The 20,806-nt window shown below is 61.3% G+C and carries 22 protein-coding genes; all 22 read right to left on the bottom strand.

The window, feature by feature from the left end; genetic code table 11:
• Positions 1-69 precede the first annotated feature (69 nt).
• The 22 genes from ACODSR_RS10430 to ACODSR_RS10535 all read right to left on the bottom strand — a co-directional run bounded on the left by ACODSR_RS10430 (position 70) and on the right by ACODSR_RS10535 (position 20,688).
• Positions 70-333 (bottom strand): DUF1467 family protein, encoded by a 264-nt coding sequence (locus ACODSR_RS10430; protein ID WP_217672160.1) that lies wholly within the window; start codon positions 331-333, stop codon positions 70-72.
• 78 nt (positions 334-411) lie between these two features.
• Positions 412-2,049, bottom strand: a complete 1,638-nt coding sequence (locus tag ACODSR_RS10435; RefSeq protein ID WP_489076208.1) for a ribonuclease J — start codon at positions 2,047-2,049, stop codon at positions 412-414.
• Positions 2,049-2,828 carry a type III pantothenate kinase gene (locus tag ACODSR_RS10440; protein WP_489076210.1) on the bottom strand — a complete coding sequence of 260 codons (780 nt, stop codon included), beginning with the start codon at positions 2,826-2,828 and terminating at the stop codon, positions 2,049-2,051. Before ACODSR_RS10440 ends, ACODSR_RS10435 begins: the two co-directional genes overlap by 1 nt.
• A 14-nt stretch (positions 2,829-2,842) precedes the next feature.
• Positions 2,843-3,547, bottom strand: coding sequence for a biotin--[acetyl-CoA-carboxylase] ligase (locus tag ACODSR_RS10445; RefSeq protein ID WP_489076481.1), 705 nt, complete (start codon positions 3,545-3,547; stop codon positions 2,843-2,845).
• Positions 3,544-4,980: an NADH-quinone oxidoreductase subunit NuoN gene (nuoN, locus tag ACODSR_RS10450; RefSeq protein ID WP_489076212.1), complete on the bottom strand. Its 1,437-nt coding sequence runs from the start codon at positions 4,978-4,980 to the stop codon at positions 3,544-3,546. Before nuoN ends, ACODSR_RS10445 begins: the two co-directional genes overlap by 4 nt.
• A complete protein-coding gene (locus ACODSR_RS10455; RefSeq protein ID WP_489076214.1) occupies positions 4,980-6,545 on the bottom strand; it encodes an NADH-quinone oxidoreductase subunit M in 1,566 nt (521 codons plus the stop codon). Before ACODSR_RS10455 ends, nuoN begins: the two co-directional genes overlap by 1 nt.
• Positions 6,545-8,584: an NADH-quinone oxidoreductase subunit L gene (nuoL, locus tag ACODSR_RS10460; protein ID WP_489076216.1), complete on the bottom strand. Its 2,040-nt coding sequence runs from the start codon at positions 8,582-8,584 to the stop codon at positions 6,545-6,547. Before nuoL ends, ACODSR_RS10455 begins: the two co-directional genes overlap by 1 nt.
• Positions 8,585-8,594: 10 nt before the next feature.
• Complete coding sequence (gene nuoK, locus ACODSR_RS10465) at positions 8,595-8,900, bottom strand: NADH-quinone oxidoreductase subunit NuoK (RefSeq protein ID WP_046764479.1); 306 nt, start codon at positions 8,898-8,900, stop codon at positions 8,595-8,597.
• 139 nt (positions 8,901-9,039) lie between these two features.
• Entirely contained in the window at positions 9,040-9,651 is a 612-nt protein-coding gene (locus ACODSR_RS10470; protein WP_006959723.1) for an NADH-quinone oxidoreductase subunit J, read from the bottom strand.
• A 154-nt stretch (positions 9,652-9,805) separates the two neighbouring features.
• The gene (gene nuoI, locus ACODSR_RS10475; RefSeq protein ID WP_489076218.1) at positions 9,806-10,291 is read right to left on the bottom strand and encodes an NADH-quinone oxidoreductase subunit NuoI; all 486 of its coding nucleotides are present in this window, start codon (positions 10,289-10,291) and stop codon (positions 9,806-9,808) included.
• Positions 10,288-11,337, bottom strand: coding sequence for an NADH-quinone oxidoreductase subunit NuoH (gene nuoH, locus ACODSR_RS10480; protein ID WP_489076220.1), 1,050 nt, complete (start codon positions 11,335-11,337; stop codon positions 10,288-10,290). The genes nuoI and nuoH overlap by 4 nt, the downstream gene beginning before the upstream one ends.
• A 172-nt stretch (positions 11,338-11,509) precedes the next feature.
• Positions 11,510-13,540: an NADH-quinone oxidoreductase subunit NuoG gene (nuoG, locus tag ACODSR_RS10485; RefSeq protein WP_489076222.1), complete on the bottom strand. Its 2,031-nt coding sequence runs from the start codon at positions 13,538-13,540 to the stop codon at positions 11,510-11,512.
• A complete protein-coding gene (locus ACODSR_RS10490; RefSeq protein WP_489076224.1) occupies positions 13,540-13,815 on the bottom strand; it encodes a DUF2158 domain-containing protein in 276 nt (91 codons plus the stop codon). Before ACODSR_RS10490 ends, nuoG begins: the two co-directional genes overlap by 1 nt.
• Complete coding sequence (nuoF, locus tag ACODSR_RS10495; RefSeq protein ID WP_489076226.1) at positions 13,812-15,158, bottom strand: NADH-quinone oxidoreductase subunit NuoF; 1,347 nt, start codon at positions 15,156-15,158, stop codon at positions 13,812-13,814. The genes ACODSR_RS10490 and nuoF overlap by 4 nt, the downstream gene beginning before the upstream one ends.
• On the bottom strand, positions 15,158-15,307 hold the full coding sequence (locus ACODSR_RS10500; RefSeq protein WP_489076228.1) for a hypothetical protein: 150 nt from the start codon (positions 15,305-15,307) through the stop codon (positions 15,158-15,160). Before ACODSR_RS10500 ends, nuoF begins: the two co-directional genes overlap by 1 nt.
• A gap of 199 nt (positions 15,308-15,506) precedes the next feature.
• Positions 15,507-16,175 (bottom strand): complex I 24 kDa subunit family protein, encoded by a 669-nt coding sequence (locus tag ACODSR_RS10505; RefSeq protein ID WP_489076230.1) that lies wholly within the window; start codon positions 16,173-16,175, stop codon positions 15,507-15,509.
• A complete protein-coding gene (locus ACODSR_RS10510; protein ID WP_489076232.1) occupies positions 16,175-16,543 on the bottom strand; it encodes a nuclear transport factor 2 family protein in 369 nt (122 codons plus the stop codon). Before ACODSR_RS10510 ends, ACODSR_RS10505 begins: the two co-directional genes overlap by 1 nt.
• 157 nt (positions 16,544-16,700) lie before the next feature.
• Positions 16,701-17,936, bottom strand: coding sequence for an NADH-quinone oxidoreductase subunit D (locus tag ACODSR_RS10515; RefSeq protein WP_489076234.1), 1,236 nt, complete (start codon positions 17,934-17,936; stop codon positions 16,701-16,703).
• Positions 17,936-18,718 (bottom strand): NADH-quinone oxidoreductase subunit C, encoded by a 783-nt coding sequence (locus ACODSR_RS10520; RefSeq protein WP_489076236.1) that lies wholly within the window; start codon positions 18,716-18,718, stop codon positions 17,936-17,938. The genes ACODSR_RS10515 and ACODSR_RS10520 overlap by 1 nt, the downstream gene beginning before the upstream one ends.
• A 109-nt stretch (positions 18,719-18,827) precedes the next feature.
• Positions 18,828-19,382 carry a NuoB/complex I 20 kDa subunit family protein gene (locus ACODSR_RS10525; protein ID WP_037473949.1) on the bottom strand — a complete coding sequence of 185 codons (555 nt, stop codon included), beginning with the start codon at positions 19,380-19,382 and terminating at the stop codon, positions 18,828-18,830.
• Positions 19,373-19,747: an NADH-quinone oxidoreductase subunit A gene (locus ACODSR_RS10530; RefSeq protein WP_006959701.1), complete on the bottom strand. Its 375-nt coding sequence runs from the start codon at positions 19,745-19,747 to the stop codon at positions 19,373-19,375. The genes ACODSR_RS10525 and ACODSR_RS10530 overlap by 10 nt, the downstream gene beginning before the upstream one ends.
• A gap of 128 nt (positions 19,748-19,875) precedes the next feature.
• Positions 19,876-20,688 (bottom strand): inositol monophosphatase family protein, encoded by an 813-nt coding sequence (locus tag ACODSR_RS10535; protein WP_489076239.1) that lies wholly within the window; start codon positions 20,686-20,688, stop codon positions 19,876-19,878.
• Between the last annotated feature and the right edge of the window lie 118 nt (positions 20,689-20,806).

The raw sequence follows: 20,806 nt of genomic DNA on the forward strand, positions 1-20,806 counted from the left end.
CGAGAAACCTGTGCGCAAGGTTTCTCGACTTCGCTCGAAACGAACGGCGAAAAGTGAAGTCGTCGCACTTCAGCGCGAATAGCCCGGCAGCATGTCCAACGTGATCCAGCCCTGCACATAATTGGCGTAATAGAGGCCGAACAACAAAGCTGACAGCAGCGTCGCCCGAAGCGCCACGACGCCCGGCCGGAAATTGCTGGGGGCGCTATCCGCCTGCCCCTTCACCATCCGTTCGCCCGTTTCGTCGGGCGTGCGGATGCCAAAAGGCAGGATGATGAACGCGCTGATCACCCAGAACAGCACATAGATGGCGAAAATGGCGTAGAGGTTCATGGCCTTGTATCTTCGCTCGTCTCTATCAATCTACATAATGATGTGTTCCCGCCTGCGCGGGAACACGGTACCAAAATCCTAGGCCCGAATGAGCAGCACGTCCACAATCGGCTTCTTGCCCGTCCAACGCGTCGCGGTGCGACGCACGGCCAGGCGGATACGCTCGCGCACCGCCTCTTCCTCATGCGATCCCTTGGGAATCACATCCGCCGCGTCGTCGGCGGCTTCGGCCAGGAAGTCCGCCTTATCCTCTTCCACCGGAACGCCCTGCGTCCGCAGCGTCGGTCGGCCAAGCAGCCGCCCCTTGGCATCGAGCGCCACGGCAACGCTGATCTGGCCATGCAGCCCCAGCTTGCGCCGTTCGTTCATGGTCGCGCCTTCTGCAGGCAGGATGACGTCGCCATCCAGCACCAGCCGCCCGACTTCCTGACGCCCGATGATCGTCGGCTTGCCCGGCGCCAGCCGCAGCAAATCGCCATTGGACTGCACCACAGCATGGGGGATGCCCGTCGCCAGACCCAGCCGCGCCTGTTCGGCCATATGCCGCCGTTCGCCATGGACTGGCAGCAATATCTCCGGCCGGATCCAGCGATACATGGCTTCCAGTTCAGGACGACCCGGATGGCCGGACACATGGACTTCGGCCTGGCGGTCCGTGACCATCACGACATTCTTCGCCGCCAGCGCATTCTGGATGCGACCGATGGCGATTTCATTGCCGGGAATCTGTTTGGACGAAAAGACGACCAGATCGCCCTCGGTCAGTTTGATGGGATGGCTGTCAAATGCGATTCGTGCCAGCGCGGCGCGCGCCTCACCCTGACCACCGGTGGCGATGATCATCACCTCGTCACGGGGCAGCTTCATCGCCTCGTCCCAGTCGACCGTGGGCGGGAAGCCCTTGAGATAGCCGCTGGCTTTGGCCATGCCGATAATGCGGTCGAGCGAACGGCCCGCGACGCACACCTTGCGTCCCATCGCCACCGCGACTTCGCCGAGCGTCTGGACGCGCGCGGCGTTGGACGCAAAGGTGGTGACCAGCACCCGGCCCTTGGCCCCCTCGATCGTCTGCATCAGCCCTTCGCGGACATCACCTTCGGAACCGCTGGCCTTGTCATTGAACACATTGGTGCTGTCGCACACCAGCGCCAGCACACCCTGATCGCCCACAGCGGTCAGTTCCGCCGGGGTCGATGGCACGCCGAGCAACGGCTGATCGTCCAGCTTCCAGTCGCCGGTGTGGAAAATCCGGCCATGTGGCGTGTCGATCACCAACGCATTGCCTTCGGGGATCGAGTGCGCCAGCGGCATGTAGCGGAAGCCGAACGGGCCAAGCTCAAAGCTGCCTTCGTTCGGGATGACATGGAGCTTGACCTCCTTGGTCAGCCCCTCTTCCTCCAGCTTCAGGCGGATGAGGCCGGCAGTAAAGGGCGTGGCATAGAGCGGGACACCCAGATCGGCGGCGAGATAGGGGATCGCGCCGATATGGTCCTCATGCCCGTGGGTCAGCACGATGCCGAGCAGATCCTTGCGCCGTTCCTCAATGAAGCTCAGGTCGGGCAGCACCAGTTCGATGCCCGGATAATTGGGATCGCCAAAGGTCATGCCGAGATCGACCATCACCCATTTGCCCTGGCAACCGTATAAATTGACGTTCATGCCAATCTCGCCCGACCCGCCAAGGGCCAGGAAGAGCAGCTCATCCTTGGGTTTCATTACGCTTGTAAACTCCGTTCGTGCATCAGCGCGAGGCCCTGAACCGTCAGGTCCGGCGCGATCGCATCGAAAATATCGCTGTTATCATTGAAGAGGACCGCAAGGCCCCCCGTCGAAATCACTCTGGTCGGGCGGCCAATTTCGGCCCTCATCCGGGCGACCAGCCCCTCCATCATGGCTACATAGCCCCAAAAGACGCCGATGTGCATCTGTGCTTCGGTCGTTCGCCCTATGACCGATCGATTATCCGGCGGGGCGATGGCGATCTTGGGCAGTTTCGCCGCCGCCGCGACCAGCGCATCGAGCGACAGGTTGATACCCGGCGCGATGATCCCGCCCTTATAAGCGCCGCTATAATCGACCACGTCGAACGTCGTCGCGGTACCGAAATCGATGACGATCAGGTCGCCTGCATAAAGATGGTGCGCGGCGATGGCGTTTACAACCCGGTCAGCCCCCACCGATCCTGGCTCCGCCACGTCCAGTTCGATGCCCCAGTCGACCGGCGCTTGCCCGGCGATCAACGCCGTCGTCCTGAAATATTTTTCGGCCAGCACCTGCAAATTATGCAGCGCGCGCGGCACCACCGTCGCAATGATCACCGCACCGACGTCGGCGATCTTATAGCCTTCCAGCATCAGCAACTGGTTCAGCCACACCGCATATTCGTCTGCGGTGCGGCGCGGGTCGGTCGCGATCCGCCAGCGCGCGCGGATGTCCCGCCCTTCGAGCAGCGCGAAAACCACATTGGTGTTACCCGCGTCGATCGCGAGAAGCATGGCCGGTCCTTGGTTCAGATGAGAAATATGTCACCGGCGTGAATGGCACGGCTGTGCCCGTTCGCCAAGCGCAGGATCAACATGCCCTGCCGGTCGAGCGTATCAAATGCCCCCTCAACGCTCTCTCCATCGGGCTGCTGCACCCGCATCGGCGTACCAGTCGGGTGTGCATTGAGCAGCCAGTGGGTGCGCACCGGGTCCAGCCCCTGCGCCCGCCAGATCGACAGCCAGTGCGCGAAAATTTGCGCCAGCCGCTCCAGCAGCGCCCCCGCCTCCGCGTCCTTCGCGCCTTGTGCCGCCAGACTGGTCACGGGGCGGTCGAGATTGTGTGGGTGATCGGCAACATTGATGCCGATACCGACAATGATCGCGTCGCCAGCCCGCTCCAGCAAGATGCCCGCTATCTTCGCGCCATCGACCAGAACGTCGTTGGGCCATTTGATCCGCGCCTGCCCCGCACAAAGAGGCGCGACCAGCGCATGAACCGCATTGGCCGCGACCAGCGCCAGCGTATGCGGCAGGGGATCGCCAGACCTTAGCCGGATCAGCGTGGAGCAATGGAGATTGCCGACCGGACTTTCCCAGTTACGGCCCATCCGCCCTTTGCCGCCCATCTGTCGCCCCGCGCGCAGCCAACTGGCTTCACTTGCGCCCTGCTCCGCCAATGCCAGCATGTCGGCATTGGTCGACTCGGTCTCGGCAACGAAGCGGATGGTCAGAACAGGGACGCCGCAGCGGCGGCGCTCGCCTGATCCAGCACGGGATTGAGCAGATAGCCCAGCACGATGACGACGGCGCAAGCAGTCAGGATGACATTTTCGACCGCACCGCCCTTCGCCTCATAGGCACCGGTCGGCTCGTCGAAATAGATCGCCTTGATGATCTTGAGATAATAGAATGCCCCGATCACCGACGCAGCGATACCGAACGCCGCCAGCGCAGTCAGGCCGGATGCAACCGCCGCATCGAACACCAGAAACTTGGCCCAGAAACCGAAGAGCGGCGGGATACCGGCCATGGAGAACATGAAGATGGCGAACGCCGCCGCCAGACCCTTGCGCGATTGCGACAGGCCCGCGAGGCTGGCGATCGTTTCGACCGGCTTGCCGTCGGCATCGCGCATCTGGAGGATGCAGGCGAAGGCACCGATCGTCATGACGACATAAATCGCCATATAGCTCATCGTCGCGGCCACGCCGGCAGGTGTGCCTGCGGCAAGGCCGATCAGCGCAAAGCCGACATTGTTGATCGACGAATAGGCCATCAGCCGTTTGATATTGGTCTGGCCGATCGCCGCGACCGCACCGAACAGGATGGAGGCGAGCGCAACGAAGATCACGATCTGCTGCCAGTCCAGACCCGCCGGACCCAGCGCCTCTATCGCGACGCGGACGGTCAGGCCCATCGCGGCAACCTTGGGCGCGCTGGCGAAGAAGGTCGTCACCGGCGTCGGCGCGCCTTCATAGACGTCGGGCGTCCACATATGGAACGGCACGGCGCTGATCTTGAAGGCGAGGCCCGCCAGCACGAACACCAGGCCGAACAATTCGCCCTTGCCCACGCCATCGCCCAGCGCAACGGCGATACCGTCAAAAGAGGTGCTGCCGGTGAAACCATAAAGCAGCGAAATGCCGTAGAGCAGGATGCCGCTGGCCAGCGACCCCAGCACGAAATATTTAAGGCCCGCTTCGGACGAGCGACCGTCCTGCCGCATGAAGCTGGCGAGGACGTAGGATGCCAGGCTGTTCATTTCGAGGCCGACATAGAGCGTCAGCATGTCCCCCGCCGACACCATCATGCCCATGCCGATGGCGGCGAACAGGATCAGGATCGGATATTCGGGCCGCAGCGCGCTGTCGGTCGAAAAGAAACGTGGCGCTAGCAGGATTGCTGCTGCCGCCGCCGCATAGATCAACGCCTTGGCATAGACGGAGAAGGCATCGGCGCGGACAAGTCCATCGAATGCGTCAGGGCCATGCGCCAACGAGCAGGACAGGGCCACGCCCGCGACGATCAGCGTCAGCACCGACAGCGCATTGACCAGCCGTGCCGTGCCGTCGCCGCCAAAAGCAGCCACCAGCATCAGGATCAGGCCACCGGCCGTTAATATGAGTTCCGGCAGAACGGCCAGAAGGGAAGCGGAGTCGATCATCAGTGCGCCTCCCCGTGCGCAGGGGCTTCTTCGTGATGGGCTTCTTCATGCGCTTCGCCCGGAGGCTTGGGCGCGCCCATTTTGATCTTGGAGTCTCCCGCCGGAGCGGCAGGTGCGAGGCGGGCTTCAAGCGCGCGAATGTCGGGACGCATGGGGCTGAGGAAGCTTTCGGGATAGACCCCCATCCACAGCACGACGGCGGCAATCGGCGCCAGCAGCCAGATTTCGCGGCCCGACAGGTCGGGCATCGCGGCGGCATCGGCGTTGACCTGCTCACCATAGCAAATGCGGCGATAGAGGTAGAGCATATAGGCCGCGCCCAGAATGATGCCCGTCGTGCAGACCAGCGCCACCCAGGTCGATGCCTGATAAATCCCCATTAATGCCAGAAATTCGCCGACGAAGTTGGACGTGCCGGGCAGGCCCACCGACGCCATGGTGAAGAACAGGAACAGCACGGCATAGCGCGGCATGTTGATCGACAGGCCACCATAGCGCGCAATTTCACGGGTGTGCAGCCGGTCATAGATGACGCCGACGCACAGGAACAGAGCGCCTGCGACAAGACCATGGCCCAGCATCACCATCATCGCGCCTTCGATGCCCGCCTGATTGAAGGCGAACAGGCCGACAGTCACGATCGCCATATGCGCGACCGACGAATAGGCGATCAGCTTCTTCATATCCGACTGCACGAGCGCGACCAGCGAAGTATAGACCACCGCGACCATCGACAGGCCCCAGACCAAGGGCGCGAGTTGCGCCGAAGCTTCGGGGAACATCGGCAGGGAGAAGCGGATGAAGCCATAGCCGCCCATCTTCAGCAGCACGCCGGCCAAAATGACCGAACCCGCGGTCGGCGCCTGAACGTGCGCGTCGGGCAGCCAGGTGTGAACTGGCCACATCGGCATCTTGACCGCGAAACTGGCGAAGAAGGCCAGGAACAACCAGGTCTGGACACCGGACTCGAAATTATAGGCCATCAGCACGGGGATTTCGGTCGTCCCGGCCTCATGCACCATCCACATCATCGCGATCAGCATCAGGACCGATCCGAACAATGTGTAGAGGAAGAATTTATAGCTGGCGTAGATGCGGTCCGCGCCACCCCAGATGCCGATGATCAAATACATCGGGATCAGGCCAGCCTCGAACATGATGTAGAAAAGGTAGAGATCCTGCGCCGTAAAGACGCCGATCATCAGCACCTCCATGAACAGGAAGGCAGCCATATATTCGCCGACCCGCTTTTCGATCGCGTTCCAGCTGGCACCAATGCAGATCGGCATCAGGAATACGGTGAGCGCGATCAGCATCAGCGCGATGCCGTCAATGCCCAGCGCCCACGCGAATTTGCCAAAGACCGGCGCATATTCCTGGAACTGCCACTGCGCCCCGCTGCCCGACTGGTCGAAATTCGCCCACAGGGCCATGCCCAGCACGAAATCGACCAAGGTGGCGATCAGGGCGATCCAGCGCGCGCTGTTCGCGCCCACGAACAGACAGGCGATGGCCCCCGCCATCGGCACTGCCATCATCAGGGAAAGGATGGGGAAGCCGTCCATTATCGTGTCATCGCCCAGGTTGCGGCAGCGGCGAGGCCAATCAGCATCACCAGCGCGTAGGTGTAGAGGTAGCCGGACTGGAGCCGACGGGTCACTTTATTGCCCTGCACGACCAGCGCCGCCAGACCATTGGGTCCGAACCGGTCGATGAAACCGACGTCCCCGAACTTCCAGAAGAAGCGGCCGATGGCGAAGGCTGGCTTGACGAACAGGACATTATACAGCTCGTCGAAATACCATTTGTTGAGCAGGAACGTGTACAGACCGGTGAAGGTCGCGACAAAGCGCCGCGGCCAGTCGGTGTTCTTGATGTAGCTCAAATAGGCAATCAACAGCCCGGTCAGCATCACCGTGAACGGCGCGAATTTGACCCAGGTGGGCACTTCATGCGCGGCGTGCATCAGATGGCTATCGAACGAGAGTGCGCCCTTCCAGAATGCGATGCCGCCTTCGGCACCGATAAACTGGTCGTGGAACAGGAAACCGGCAAACACCGCGCCCAGGCTCAGCACGATCAACGGCACCAGCATGACCCACGGGCTTTCATGCGGATTATAACCGCCGGTCCCGGTGGCATGCGCATGATGGTGGTGCTCGTCATGCGCATGATCGTCGTGATGATCATCATGCCCGTGGGAATCATGGAGAGCGTGCTGGATATGCTCCGACGCGGCCCAGCGAGCTTTGCCAAAGAAGGTCAGGAACACCAGACGCCATGAATAGAAGCTGGTGAGCAGCGCCGCAAAGATACCGACCAGGAACGCCCCGGTCCCGGCTCCACCAGCAGCATAGGCCGCTTCGAGGATGCCGTCCTTGGAATAAAAGCCCGCAAAGCCGACGCCGATGAGCGGCAAACCGACGCCGGTGATCGCCAGCGTGCCGAGCGTCATCGTCCAGAAGGTGATCGGGATTTCTTTCCGCAGCGCGCCATAATAGCGCATATCCTGTTCATGGTGCATCGCATGGATGACCGAACCGGCCCCCAGGAAAAGCAAAGCCTTGAAAAAGGCGTGGGTGAACAGGTGGAACATCGCCGCGCCATAGGCGCCGACGCCCGCGGCGAAGAACATATAGCCCAGCTGCGAGCAGGTCGAATAGGCAATGACGCGCTTGATGTCGGTCTGCACCGTGCCGACGGTTGCCGCGAACAGGCAGGTCGCTGCGCCGACATAGGTCACGACGGTCAGCGCCGTCTGCGACGTCTCAAACATCGGCGAAAGGCGGCACACCATGAACACGCCCGCCGTCACCATGGTCGCCGCGTGGATCAGCGCCGACACAGGCGTCGGCCCTTCCATCGCATCGGGCAACCAAGTGTGCAGACCAAGCTGCGCCGATTTGCCCATCGCCCCCACGAACAGCAGCAGGCACAGCACCGTCATCGTATCGAAGCGCGCGCCAAGAAATCCGATGGTGGACCCTGCCATGGACGGCGCCATTTCCAGGATTTCGGGGATGGAGATGGTGTTGAACACCAGATAGGTGCCGAAAATCCCCATCATGAAGCCAAGGTCGCCGACGCGATTGACGACGAACGCCTTGATCGCGGCGGCATTCGCGCTGGGCTTGCGAAACCAGAAACCAATCAGCAGGTAGGAAGCAAGACCCACCCCTTCCCAGCCGAAGAACATCTGCAACAGATTGTTCGCGGTCACGAGCATCAGCATCGCGAAGGTGAAGAGCGAAAGATAGGCGAAGAAGCGCGGCTGATCCGGCTCCTCGTCCATATAGCCCCAGCTATAGAGGTGAACCAGGCTGGATACGCTGGTGATCACCACCAGCATCACCGCCGTCATCGCATCGACCCGCAGCGCCCATTGCGCGTCGAAGCTGCCCGACTGGATCCAGGTAAACAGCGGCGTGACATGCGCCTCCGCGCTGCCAGTCAGGAAGCTAATGAAGATCGGCCAGCTCAGCGCGCAGGAAATGAACAGCGCCCCGGTAGTGAGGATCTTGGCAGGCAGCTTGCCCAGCGCCTTGTTGCCAAGGCCCGCAATGGCAGCGGCCAGCAGCGGAAGAAGAACGATAAGCTGGATCATGAGTTCAGGCTCAGCCCTTCATCCGGTTGACATCGTCAACGGCGATGGTGCCGCGACCACGGAAGTAAATGACGAGGATGGCAAGCCCGATGGCCGCCTCACCCGCCGCGACGGTCAGCACGAACATCGAAAATACCTGCCCCACCAGATCGCCCAGATAGGCGCTAAAGGCGACAAGGTTGATGTTCACGCTGAGCAAAATCAGCTCGATCGCCATCAGGATGATGATGACATTCTTGCGGTTGATGAAGATGCCCAGCACCCCCATCACGAACAGGATGGCGCTGACCACCATATAATGTTGAAGGCCGATCATGACCTAGCCTCCATGAAAAACATCCGTTCACCCTGAGCGAAGTCGAAGGGGTCAGCAGAGCGAAGCGAAGCCACTTCGACAAGCTTAGTGGAGGGCTTCGACAGGCTCAGCCGGAACGGGGGAGGGTTTGTGAAGGCAATCACAGCTCCACCCCCTGCCCGATGGGCTGATTGATATTGCGGACCGCATCCTGCGGACGGCGGCGATTCTGCTTGGCGATATTCTGGCCCTTCACCCCGCCTCGCGCCCGATGGGTCAGGACGATCGCACCGATCATCGCGACCAGCAGGACGATGCCCGCCGCCTCGAACAGGAAGATGTAGCGGGTATAAAGCAGCGTACCGATCGCCTTGATGTTCGACACGTCCGGCGCGGTCGGCGCGGCGCGCTGCGCCAGTTCAATGGGACCGGCGCTCCACAGGCCAATGCCCAGCACGATCTCAGCCAGCAGCACCAGCGCAATCAGCAGGCCAAAGGGCAGATAGCTGACGAAACCTGCGCGCAATTCGGCAAAGTCGATGTCCAGCATCATGACGACGAACAGGAACAGCACCGCGACCGCGCCGACATAGACGATGACGAGCAGCATCGCGATGAATTCCGCGCCCAGCAGGATCATCAGACCCGCCGCGTTGAAGAAGGCCAGAATCAGCCACAACACCGAATGGACCGGGTTGCGCGACAGGATCGTCAACGCACCGCTGGATACCACCAGGATCGCGAACAGGTAAAAGGCTAAGACGTGGATCATTTGACCTGATGGCCCCCAATTTTCCGTTCGGCCCCGGACCTGATCCGGGGGAAGTCGAAGCCTTCTACTGAACGAAGTGAAGTGACTTCGCTGCGCTCAGTCGAACCCTTCGACAGGCTCAGGGCGAACGGGTTTGAGTTAGACACGGCGCGCATTACCGATAAGGCGCATCGGCGGCAAGGTTCGCGGCGATCGCGCGTTCCCACTTGTCACCATTTTCAAGAAGCTTGGCCTTGTCGTAGATCAGCTCCTCGCGGGTTTCGGTCGCGAACTCGAAGTTCGGCCCTTCCACCACCGCATCCACCGGGCAGGCTTCCTGACAGAAACCGCAATAGATGCACTTGGTCATGTCGATGTCGTAGCGCGTCGTGCGGCGGCTGCCATCCTCACGCGGCTGCGCCTCGATGGTGATCGCCTGTGCCGGACACACCGCCTCGCACAGCTTGCACGCGATGCAGCGCTCTTCCCCGTTGGGATAGCGGCGCAACGCATGTTCTCCCCGGAACCGCGGCGAAATCGGGTTCTTCTCATAGGGATAGTTGATCGTCGCCTTGGGCTTGAAAAAATATTTCAAGGTCAGCCAGTGCGCCTTCACAAACTCCCAGAGTGTGAAGCTTTTGACATAATAAGAGAGGCTCATTGTGCGCCTCCATAGCGCGTCAGCATGAGGAAGCCCGACACCAGAAAGACGAAGAAGAGCGAGGTCGGCAGAAAAATCTTCCAGCCCAGCCGCATCAACTGGTCATAACGGTAACGAGGCACCGTCGCCTTTACCCAGGAAAAGACGAAGAAGAAAAACAGGATCTTGGCGAATAGCCAGAGGATGCCCGGCACATAATAGAGCGGCGCCCAGTCCACCGGGGGGAGATAGCCGCCCCAGAACAGGATGGCGTTCAATGCGCACATCAGGATGACGTTGGCATATTCGCCGAGCCAATAGAGCGCGAAGGCCATGGACGAATATTCGGTCTGGTAACCCGCGACCAACTCGCTTTCCGCTTCGGTCAGGTCGAAAGGCGCACGCGCGGTTTCTGCCATGGCGGAAATCAGGAACATGATCGCCATCGGGAAGAGCAGCGGATTAAAGCCGTTGCCGTTCAGGAACCCATAATAGCCCTTCTGGCTTTCCACGATGGCGGTCAGGTTGAAGCTGCCCGCCCACAGCACGACGCAGATCAGGATGAAGCCGATCGAGACTTCATAGCTGATCATCTGCGCCGACGCGCGGATCGCGGAATAGAAGGGATATTTGGAGTTGGACGCCCAGCCCGCCAGCACGATGCCGTACACGCCCAGCGACGAGATGGCGAGAATGTAGAGCAGCCCGACATTGATGTCCGCCAGCACCACGCCGACATCGAACGGCACCACCGCCCAGGCCAGCAGCGCCACGGTGAAAGTGATGATCGGCGCGATGATGAACAGCGCCTTGTTCGCCGCCGACGGGATGATGGTTTCCTGGAGGAACACCTTGGCCCCGTCCGCAAAGGACTGGAGCAGGCCGAATGGACCAACCACGTTCGGCCCGCGCCGCAGCGCCATCGCCGCCCAGATCTTGCGATCGGCATAGATGATCATCGCGACGGCCAGCATCAGCGGCAGGGCGATCACGAGGATACCGATGATGGTCGAGAGGAACCAGGCGCCTTCGAACGGCAGGCCGAGATTTTGGAAGAAAGCGGTCACTGAGGCAGCCCCTTAAAGCCCTCTCCCTGGAGGGTCGAAGCGAGACACGTGGCTCGCTTCGAGGTTGGGTGAGGGTGTGCTGAGGTTGAAGGCATATGCCGACACCGCCGTCGGTCCCCCTCACCCCAACCCTCTCCCTCATGGGGAGAGGGAGCTTTGGTAGCGTTCCCCATCATTCCGCCGCCTCCGCAAATTCAACCCCATGGACCAGTTCGGCCGAGCATTGCTGCATCGTCGGGCTGGCGCGGCAGATGGCGTTGGTCAGGTAGAAATCCTTGATCGGCGAAGCCAGTTCACCAGTCGCGCCGGTGGGCAGCTTGGGGACAGACCAGCCATAATCGGCCAGCCCCTCGACACCCAATGCAGGCACCGCCTTGACCATATCGGCGCGCAGTTGCTCGAAATTGTCGAACGGCAACGTCGCGCCCATCACTTCGGACAGAGCGCGCAGGATCGACCAGTCCTCGCGGGCATCGCCCGGCGCGAACACGGCCTTTTCGCCCCGCTGCACCCGGCCTTCCAGATTGACGTAGGTGCCCGCCTTTTCGGCATAGCTTGCGCCCGGCAAGATCACGTCCGCTGCGTGCGCGCCCTTGTCGCCATGATGGCCGACATAGACTTTGAAACTGTCGGGGAAAGCGGCATAATCCACCTCGTCCGCGCCCAGCGCGAACAGCAGCTTCGGCTTGGCCGCCGCCACAGCCTTGATCCCGCCAGCGGTCGCATAGCCGAGCATCAGCCCGCCCATCCGCGCCGCCGCGAAGTGCAGCAGGTTGTAACCGTTCCAGCCCTGTCCTGAGCCTGTCGAAGCGGCGTCCTTGATCAGACCCAGCGTCTCGACCAGCGCCAGCGTGTCGCCATGCGCGCCATCCTTGGCCAGTACGCCACCGCCCACGATCATCGCGGGCCGCGCGGCCTTGCCGAACGCCTCGACGACGGCGTCGGGCAGCTTGCCCAGCAGCGCCGCATCATTGCCCAGCCATTCGACCTTATAGGTCAGGTCAAACTCAGGCCCGATGCCAAAAACCTTGGCGCCCTTCTTGATCGCCTTGCGCAGCCGCGTGTTCACCAGCGGCGCTTCCCAGCGCAAATTGGTGCCAACCAGCAGGATGACGTCCGCCGTCTCAAGGTCCGCCAGCGGCGTGTTGAACACCACCGACGACAGGCTCGACACGTCGTAAGAAAGCCCGGTCTGACGCCCTTCCAGCATCGTCCCGCCCAGCTTTTCGACCAGCGCCTTGCCGGCAAACATCGTCTCGCAATCGAGCAGGTCGCCCGCGATCGCGGCAACGCTGCCGCCATGCTGGACCGCTGCGACGGCGGCAAAAGCCTCCGCCCATGTCGCCGGGACCAGCTTACCGTCGCGCCGCACATAGGGCTTGTCGAGCCGCTTGCGCACCAGACCGTCGACATTGTGCCGGGTCTTGTCCGACGCCCATTCCTCGTTCACGTCATCATTGATGCGCGGCACCGCGCGCAGCACCTGACGGCCCCGGCTGTCGAGGCGGATGTTGGTGCCCACGGCATCCATCACGTCGATCGCATGGGTCTTTTTCAGCTCCCAAGGTCGCGCTTCGAACGCATAGGGCTTGGCGGTCAACGCACCGACCGGGCACAGGTCGACCACATTGCCCGACAGCTCGCTCTTGGCGGCATGTTCCAGATAGGTGGTGATCTGCATATTTTCGCCGCGACCGATCGCGCCGATTTCCGGCACGCCCGCAATTTCCTCGGCAAAGCGCACGCAGCGGGTGCACTGGATGCAGCGGGTCATGACCGTCTTGACGATCGGCCCCATATTCTTTTCGGTCACCGCGCGCTTATTTTCGTCATAGCGCGACGCACCGCGGCCATAAGCGACCGACTGGTCCTGCAAATCGCATTCGCCGCCCTGATCGCAAATCGGGCAATCGAGCGGATGGTTGATGAGGAGAAACTCCATCACCCCTTCGCGCGCCTTCTTGACCATTTCGCTGTCGGTGCGGATCTCCTGCCCCTCGGCAGCGGGCAGCGCGCACGACGCCTGCGGCTTGGGCGGTCCGGGCTTCACCTCGACCAGGCACATCCGGCAATTGCCCGCAATGGACAGCCGCTCATGATAGCAGAAGCGCGGAATTTCCTTCCCCGCCAGCTCGCACGCTTGCAGAACCGTCGCGCCCGCCGGGACGTCCAGTTCTACACCGTCTACTTTGACTTTAGGCATTAGTTTGCCCCTCCGGGGACATAGTCGCCACTCAGAAAGGCTTTGGCACCCTCGTCATTGAGCATCGGTTGGGGCATGAAAATGATCGTTCCATCAGCAGCATTACTTAGCTTCAAGCAAGACTTCGGGATCATCCGGCTACGAATAACTCCAGATTTTGCGGCCCAAATACAGGTCACATTATCACCTTCGACGGCTTCAATAGTCATAGGAAATCCACCAGACTCCAGCTGGACTTGTTCGCCGACCAAGAATTTGGGGGTATCCCAGCTCACTCCGCAGCCTCCATCACCGGCGCGCCGCGCTCGTTGATCCGCCGCTCGATTTCAGGCCGGAAATGCTTGATCAGCCCCTGGATCGGCCATGCCGCCGCGTCGCCCAGCGCGCAGATGGTGTGGCCTTCGACCTGCTTGGTCACCTGATGCAGCATGTCGATTTCGGACAGGTCCGCGTCACCGGTGCGCAGCCGTTCCATCACCCGCCACATCCAGCCCGTGCCTTCGCGGCAGGGCGTGCATTGGCCGCAGCTTTCATGCTTGTAGAAATAGGACAGGCGCGAAATGGCGCGGACGATGTCGGTGGACTTGTCCATGACGATGACGGCGGCGGTGCCAAGGCCGGAGCCAACCGCCTTCAACCCGTCAAAATCCATCGGCGCGTCCATGATCTCGCGCGCCGGGACCAGAGGCACCGACGATCCGCCGGGGATCACCGCCATCAGATTGTCCCACCCGCCACGGATGCCGCCGCAATGGCGGTCGATCAGTTCGCGGAACGGGATCGACATCGATTCCTCGACCACGCAGGGCTTGTTCACATGGCCGCTGATCTGGAACAGCTTGGTGCCGCGATTGCCCTCCCGCCCGAAACGGTTGAACCAGGCCGCGCCGCGCCGCAGGATCGTGGGGCTGACCGCGATGCTCTCGACATTGTTGACCGTGGTGGGGCAGCCATAAAGACCCGCGCCCGCCGGGAAAGGCGGCTTCAGCCGTGGCTGGCCCTTCTTGCCTTCCAGGCTTTCGATCTGCGCGGTTTCCTCGCCGCAGATGTAAGCGCCCGCGCCGCGATGGACGAACACGTCGAAATCATAGCCCGACCCGCAGGCGTTCTTGCCGATGAAGCCCTTGGCATAGGCCTGCTCGACCGCCGCGAAGAGCACCTTGGCTTCGTAGATGAACTCGCCGCGAATATAGATATAGGCGGCGCGCGCGCGCATCGCGAAGCCCGCGACCAGCGCGCCTTCGATCAGCTTGTGCGGATCATGGCGGATGATCTCGCGATCCTTGCACGACCCCGGTTCGGATTCGTCGGCGTTGATCACCAGAAAGCTTGGACGGCCATCCTTGCTTTCCTTGGGCATGAAGCTCCACTTCATGCCGGTCGGGAAGCCCGCGCCGCCACGGCCGCGCAGGTTCGACGCCTTCATGATGTCGATGATCGCGTCCTGGCCCAACGCCAGCAGCGCCTTGGTATTATCCCAGTCGCCACGCATGATCGCGGCATCAATGCCCCAGTCCTGAAAGCCATGGACATTGGTGAAGATGCGATCCTTGTCCTCCAGCGGGCCGACGAACGGCGGCGGAGGCGGCGGCGTAACAGGGGCGGTTTCGTCGGCCATCAGCGGCCCTTTCCGATCAGTTTTTCAGCCACGAAATAGACAATGACGGCCAGTCCTAGCCCGATGACCAGACCCAGCACCGCCCCGATAATCTTGAGCGCGATCACGAAGATGATCAGGCCGATAATGATGGCGATCAGGGCGCTCATGCGGCGGCGCTCCCCATAAACCCACACCCGTCATGCTGAACTTGTTTCAGCATCCATCGTGGTTCAGGCGCAGTTTTGGCCGCCGAAGCGGTACGGAAGCCGAAAACGCGATCGTCCTGCACCATCCTAAACGAAGGCGCGCGGGGCGAAATGGATCCTGAAACAAGTTCAGGATGACGGGGGAAGAGAGAATGGCGATTCACGCCCACGCCCCCCGATAATCATGATTGCCCTCGACCATCTCTTTCAGCGTCGTCGGGCCACCCTCCGGGCAGCTCGTCTGACGCTCGATCTGCGGACCGATCTTGGGCTGACCACCCGCCGCCAGCGTTTCCAGCACAGCACTCATGCTGTCATAGGTCAGATCCTCGAAATTATCGTCATTGATCTGCACCATCGGCGCGTTGGCGCAGGCGCCCAGACACTCGACTTCGGTGAGGGTGAACAGCCCGTCCGGCGTCGTCGCGCCCTTCACCAGCCCCTTATTCTTGCAAGCCGCAAACACATCGTCGGAGCCGCGCAACATGCAGGGCGTCGTGCCGCACACTTGCACATGATAGCGGCCCACGGGCGCAAGGTTATACATGGTGTAGAAGGTGGCGACCTCATAGACGCGCATGTAGGGCATATCGAGCTGATCGCCGATATATTCCATCACCGGCACGGGCAGCCACCCCTGCGTCTGCGTCTCCGCCCCCACCTGCCGCTGGGCAAGATCGAGCAGCGGCATAACCGCCGACTGCTGACGACCGGCGGGATAGCGGGCGATGATGGTCTTCACCTGTTCGGCATTCTCCGCCGTCCAAGCGAAAGCGCCCCAGCGCGCGCGGGTTTCGGCTTCATCGGGGATACGGGGTGCGTCAGCCATTAGCGGATAAACTCCACGCGCGAGACTTTATCGCCTTGGAAACTATAGATCGCTGTAACATTAAACGGGGCAGCGATTTCAAATCCGCCCTTCTTTTGCCCTCGCGACACGCGCTCGTGCATCACAACAAACTCTCCAACAAGTTTGCTATCCAAGATCTCGGCGCAGTTCTCTGGATATTCAGAAAATATTACTTCTAGCCCAGACCGAATACCACTTCGCCCGTCGCGAAGCACCTCGCCGCAATAGTTACCCTCCAAAGCGTCCTCTGTCATAAATGACGCATAAGCCTTAGCGTTCTTTGCATTGTAACAGGCAATCATAGCCTTAACGATCGCCAAACGATCTACAAACTCGGTCGCACTCACAGGTCACACTCCCCGAACATTCCTCCCCTGGAAGGGGAGGTGGCAGGCGAAGCCTGACGGAGGGGTGTCGCCCTATCGATGGCGGAATACCCCTCCGTCAGTCCTGCGGACTGCCACCTCCCCCTAAGGGGGAGGATTTGAAGTGCAGCGAATGTGATCACCGGTCGCACTCCCCGAACACGATGTCCATCGAGCCTAGCACCGCCGTGACATCGGCCAGCATATGGCCCTTCATCATGAAGTCCATCGCCTGCAAATGGCTGAACGCGGTCGGGCGGATCTTGCAGCGATAGGGTTTGTTCGTCCCATCAGCGACCAGATAGACGCCGAACTCGCCCTTGGGGCTTTCGGTCGCGACATAAACTTCGCCGGCGGGCACATGAAAGCCCTCGGTATAAAGTTTGAAATGATGGATCAGCGCTTCCATCGACCGCTTCATCTCGCCACGCTTGGGCGGCGACACCTTGCGGTCGAAGCTGGCGATCGGCCCTTCGGGCATGTCGTTCAGGCACTGTTTCATGATCCGCACCGACTGGCGGACCTCCTCCACGCGCACCATGAAGCGGTCATAGCAGTCATATTGGGTGCCGACCGGCACGTCGAAATCGACCCGGTCATAGACGTCGTATGGCTGCGCCTTGCGAATGTCCCAGGCAATGCCGGACCCGCGCAGCATCGGGCCGGAAAAGCCCCATTTCAGCGCATCTTCCTTGGACACGATCGCGATATCGACATTGCGCTGCTTGAAGATGCGGTTGTCCGCGACAAGGCTGATCGCATCCTCGAACAGGCGCGGCAAACGACCGTCGAGCCAGTCGGCGATGTCGGTGAGCAGCTTGAGCGGCACATCCTGATGCACGCCACCGGGCCGGAAATAGGCGCTGTGCATCCGCGCACCCGACGCGCGCTCGAAGAAGTTGAGGCAATCCTCGCGAATCTCGAATAGCCACAGGTTGGGCGTCATCGCGCCGACGTCCATGACATGGCTGCCAAGGTTGAGCATATGATTGCAGATGCGCGTCAGTTCCGCGAAGAACACGCGCAGATATTGCGCGCGCAGCGGCACTTCCAGGTTCAGCAGCTTCTCGATCGCCAGCACATAACTATGCTCCATGCCCAGCGGCGAGCAATAATCGAGCCGGTCGAAATAGGGCAGAGCCTGTAAATAGGTCTTATATTCGATCAGCTTCTCTGTGCCGCGATGCAGCAGCCCGACATGCGGGTCGCAGCGTTCGACGATCTCGCCTTCCAGCTCCATGACAAGGCGCAACACGCCATGCGCCGCGGGATGCTGTGGGCCGAAATTAATCGTGTAATTCTGGATTTCCGTGTCGCCATAGGTCGGATCGGCGGCGTCGGTATGGTGCTCCAGCTTTTCGAGATAATCGGACATTATGCCTTGTCCTCCGGCTTGGCGGCGCCCTTGCCTTCGTCGGTCGCGGACGCAGGCTTGGCGGGCGCGTCGGCCGACTTGACCTGTGCCGCCTTGTTCGCCGCTTCGCCAGCGCCGGTGTCGGCCTTCTTCTCGGTCGTCTTGGGCGTGGAGGCTGCGGGGGCGGCTGGCGCAGCGGCCTTCTCGTCACCCGGCAGGATATATTCCGCGCCTTCCCATGGCGACATGAAGTCGAAGCTGCGGAAGTCCTGCGCCAGCTTCACCGGCTCATAGACGACGCGCTTATCCTCTTCGGAATAGCGCAGTTCGACATAGCCGGTCAGCGGGAAGTCCTTGCGCTGCGGATGGCCCTTGAACCCGTAATCGGTCAGGATGCGGCGCAGGTCGGTATTGCCCTCGAACACAACGCCATACATGTCGAACACTTCACGCTCCAGCCAGCCTGCGACGGGCCAGATGTGCGTGACGGTCGGCACCGGCAAATCCTCGTCGGTGGACACCTTCACGCGGATGCGGTGGTTCCGCGTGACGCTCAGCAAATGATAGGCGACCTCGAACCGTTCGGGACGGTCGGGATAATCGACCCCGGCAATCTCCATCAGCTGCTGATACTGCGCGCGATCACGCAGCGCGATCATCGCCTGCGGCAGCGCGTCGCGCAGCACGGTGAAGCTCAGCTCATCGGCATGATCGACCGTCTCGACCAGCATCGAACCGAGGATCGCCTCGATTTCCTGCGTGATCCCCTCGATGGTCGCAATTTTCGGTGCGGAATGGCCCATTACAGACCTCCGTTCGTATCGAGCGCAGTCGAGATACGCTCACGCTGCGCCAAGATCAGGTTTCTCGACTTCGCTCGAAACGAACGGAAAAAAAGAGACGCCATACCCCTCACCGTTCAATCGTCCCGATCCGGCGGATCTTCCGCTGCAACTGCATCACGCCATACAGCAGCGCTTCGGCAGTCGGCGGGCAACCCGGCACATAGATGTCGACCGGCACGATCCGGTCACAGCCCCGCACTACCGAATAGCTATAGTGATAATAGCCACCGCCGTTCGCGCACGACCCCATGGAAATCACATATTTCGGTTCCGACATCTGGTCGTAAACCTTGCGCAACGCGGGAGCCATCTTGTTGCACAGCGTACCCGCGACGATCATCACGTCGCTCTGGCGCGGGGATGCGCGCGGGGCCGCGCCGAAACGCTCCATGTCGTAACGCGGCATGTTGACGTGGATCATCTCGACCGCGCAGCAGGCAAGACCGAACGTCATCCACCACAGCGAACCGGTGCGCGCCCAGGTGAACAGATCCTCGGTCGATGTGACCAGGAAACCCTTGTCATTCACTTCGCTGTTGAGCGAGTTGAAGAAGTCCTGATCGGGCTGCGTCCCGACGGGCGGCAAAGTGCCGGGCGCCGGGTTATAGAGTTCTACTCCCAATCGAGTGCTCCCTTCTTCCACGCATAGACGAGACCGAGCACCAGCTCCGCTATGAAAATCATCATCGTCGCCCAGCCGGCCCAGCCGATCTGGTCGAGGCTCACCGCCCAGGGAAACAGGAACGCCGCTTCAAGATCGAAGATGATGAAGAGGATCGCCACCAGATAGAAGCGGACGTCGAACTGGCTGCGCGGTTCTTCAAACGCGGGAAAGCCGCATTCATATTCGCTCAGCTTGGCCGGGTCCGGCTTGTGCGCGCCGGTCAGGCGGCCCACCAGCATCGGCAGAAAGACGAACGCGCTGGAGAGCAGCAGCGCGACCCCAAGAAAGATCAGGATCGGCAGATATTGGGCAAGATCGACCAACGTTATCCCCTGGGCGAAAAGGTTGTGGGGGCGCTTTAGGCCTGCTGCATATGCGAAGCAAGGGGCCTAAAGGCTGAGAATGAATCGCAAAAAGGCCAAGTGGCTGAACCGCTTGGCCTAGATGGACCTTAGCGCAGGGCGTTGGCGACCAGCTTGTGCAATTTACTGTGAATCGCGTCATTGCCCGCGATGATTTCCTTGCGCTCGATCGCCTGATCGCCGCCGCGGAAATCGGACACGAAACCGCCCGCTTCGCGCACCAGCAACATGCCGGCGGCCACGTCCCAGGGCTGGAGGCCGCTTTCCCAGAAACCATCGTAACGACCCGACGCCACATGGGCGAGATCGAGCGAGGCCGCGCCAAAGCGGCGAATCCCCGCGACCGACGGCGCGACAGCGCCGAAAATGCGGGTCCATTGCGCAAAATCGCCATGGCCCATGAAGGGAATACCGGTCGCGATCAGACATTCGCCCATGTCGCGCCGCGCCGACACGCGCAGCCGCTGGTCATGCCGCCACGCGCCACGGCTCTTTTCCGCCCAATAGCTTTCATCCGAAAAGGGCTGATAGACCAGCCCCGTCGTTATCTCACGCTTTCCGCCATAATGCGGCTCTTCGACCGCGATCGAGATGGCGAAATGCGGGATACCGTGCAGGAAATTGGTGGTGCCATCGAGCGGATCGATGATCCAGCGCGGCTTGGAGGGATCGCCCTCGATCACCCCGCCCTCTTCCAGCAGGAAACCCCAGTCGGGCCGCGCCTTCTGCAATTCCTCCACCAGCGTCTTTTCCGACTGCTGGTCGGCCTTAGACACGAAATCGGCCGGCCCCTTGCGCGACACCTGAAGATGCTCGACCTCGCCAAAATCGCGACGCAGCTTGGAGCCGGCCTTGCGCGCGGCGCGTTCCATGACGGTGAGAAGGCCTGAGTGGGATGCCATATTCTTTTTCCTTAGCCCCTCCCTTTCAAGGGAGGGGTTGGGGTGGGTGGCGAGCGCAGCGAGCTGGCTCGAACTCGGAGGTGGCTTCGCCAGCGATTGCTAAAGGAGCAATCGCACC

This window comes from Sphingobium sp. FG125 (assembly GCF_057809795.1).

Excerpts from the sequence above, each read along its gene's own strand:
- ACODSR_RS10535 (WP_489076239.1), bottom strand. The coding sequence starts at position 20,688 with ATGGCATCCCACTCAGGCCTTCTCACCGTCATGGAACGCGCCGCGCGC.
- ACODSR_RS10520 (WP_489076236.1), bottom strand. The coding sequence starts at position 18,718 with ATGGGCCATTCCGCACCGAAAATTGCGACCATCGAGGGGATCACGCAG.
- ACODSR_RS10505 (WP_489076230.1), bottom strand. The coding sequence starts at position 16,175 with ATGGCTGACGCACCCCGTATCCCCGATGAAGCCGAAACCCGCGCGCGC.
- nuoN (WP_489076212.1), bottom strand. The coding sequence starts at position 4,980 with ATGATCGACTCCGCTTCCCTTCTGGCCGTTCTGCCGGAACTCATATTA.
- nuoL (WP_489076216.1), bottom strand. The coding sequence starts at position 8,584 with ATGATCCAGCTTATCGTTCTTCTTCCGCTGCTGGCCGCTGCCATTGCG.
- ACODSR_RS10500 (WP_489076228.1), bottom strand. The coding sequence starts at position 15,307 with ATGAGCGCCCTGATCGCCATCATTATCGGCCTGATCATCTTCGTGATC.
- ACODSR_RS10455 (WP_489076214.1), bottom strand. The coding sequence starts at position 6,545 with ATGGACGGCTTCCCCATCCTTTCCCTGATGATGGCAGTGCCGATGGCG.
- nuoG (WP_489076222.1), bottom strand. The coding sequence starts at position 13,540 with ATGCCTAAAGTCAAAGTAGACGGTGTAGAACTGGACGTCCCGGCGGGC.
- nuoF (WP_489076226.1), bottom strand. The coding sequence starts at position 15,158 with ATGGCCGACGAAACCGCCCCTGTTACGCCGCCGCCTCCGCCGCCGTTC.
- ACODSR_RS10515 (WP_489076234.1), bottom strand. The coding sequence starts at position 17,936 with ATGTCCGATTATCTCGAAAAGCTGGAGCACCATACCGACGCCGCCGAT.
- ACODSR_RS10470 (WP_006959723.1), bottom strand. The coding sequence starts at position 9,651 with ATGATCCACGTCTTAGCCTTTTACCTGTTCGCGATCCTGGTGGTATCC.
- nuoI (WP_489076218.1), bottom strand. The coding sequence starts at position 10,291 with ATGAGCCTCTCTTATTATGTCAAAAGCTTCACACTCTGGGAGTTTGTG.
- ACODSR_RS10430 (WP_217672160.1), bottom strand. The coding sequence starts at position 333 with ATGAACCTCTACGCCATTTTCGCCATCTATGTGCTGTTCTGGGTGATC.
- ACODSR_RS10440 (WP_489076210.1), bottom strand. The coding sequence starts at position 2,828 with ATGCTTCTCGCGATCGACGCGGGTAACACCAATGTGGTTTTCGCGCTG.
- nuoK (WP_046764479.1), bottom strand. The coding sequence starts at position 8,900 with ATGATCGGCCTTCAACATTATATGGTGGTCAGCGCCATCCTGTTCGTG.
- ACODSR_RS10435 (WP_489076208.1), bottom strand. The coding sequence starts at position 2,049 with ATGAAACCCAAGGATGAGCTGCTCTTCCTGGCCCTTGGCGGGTCGGGC.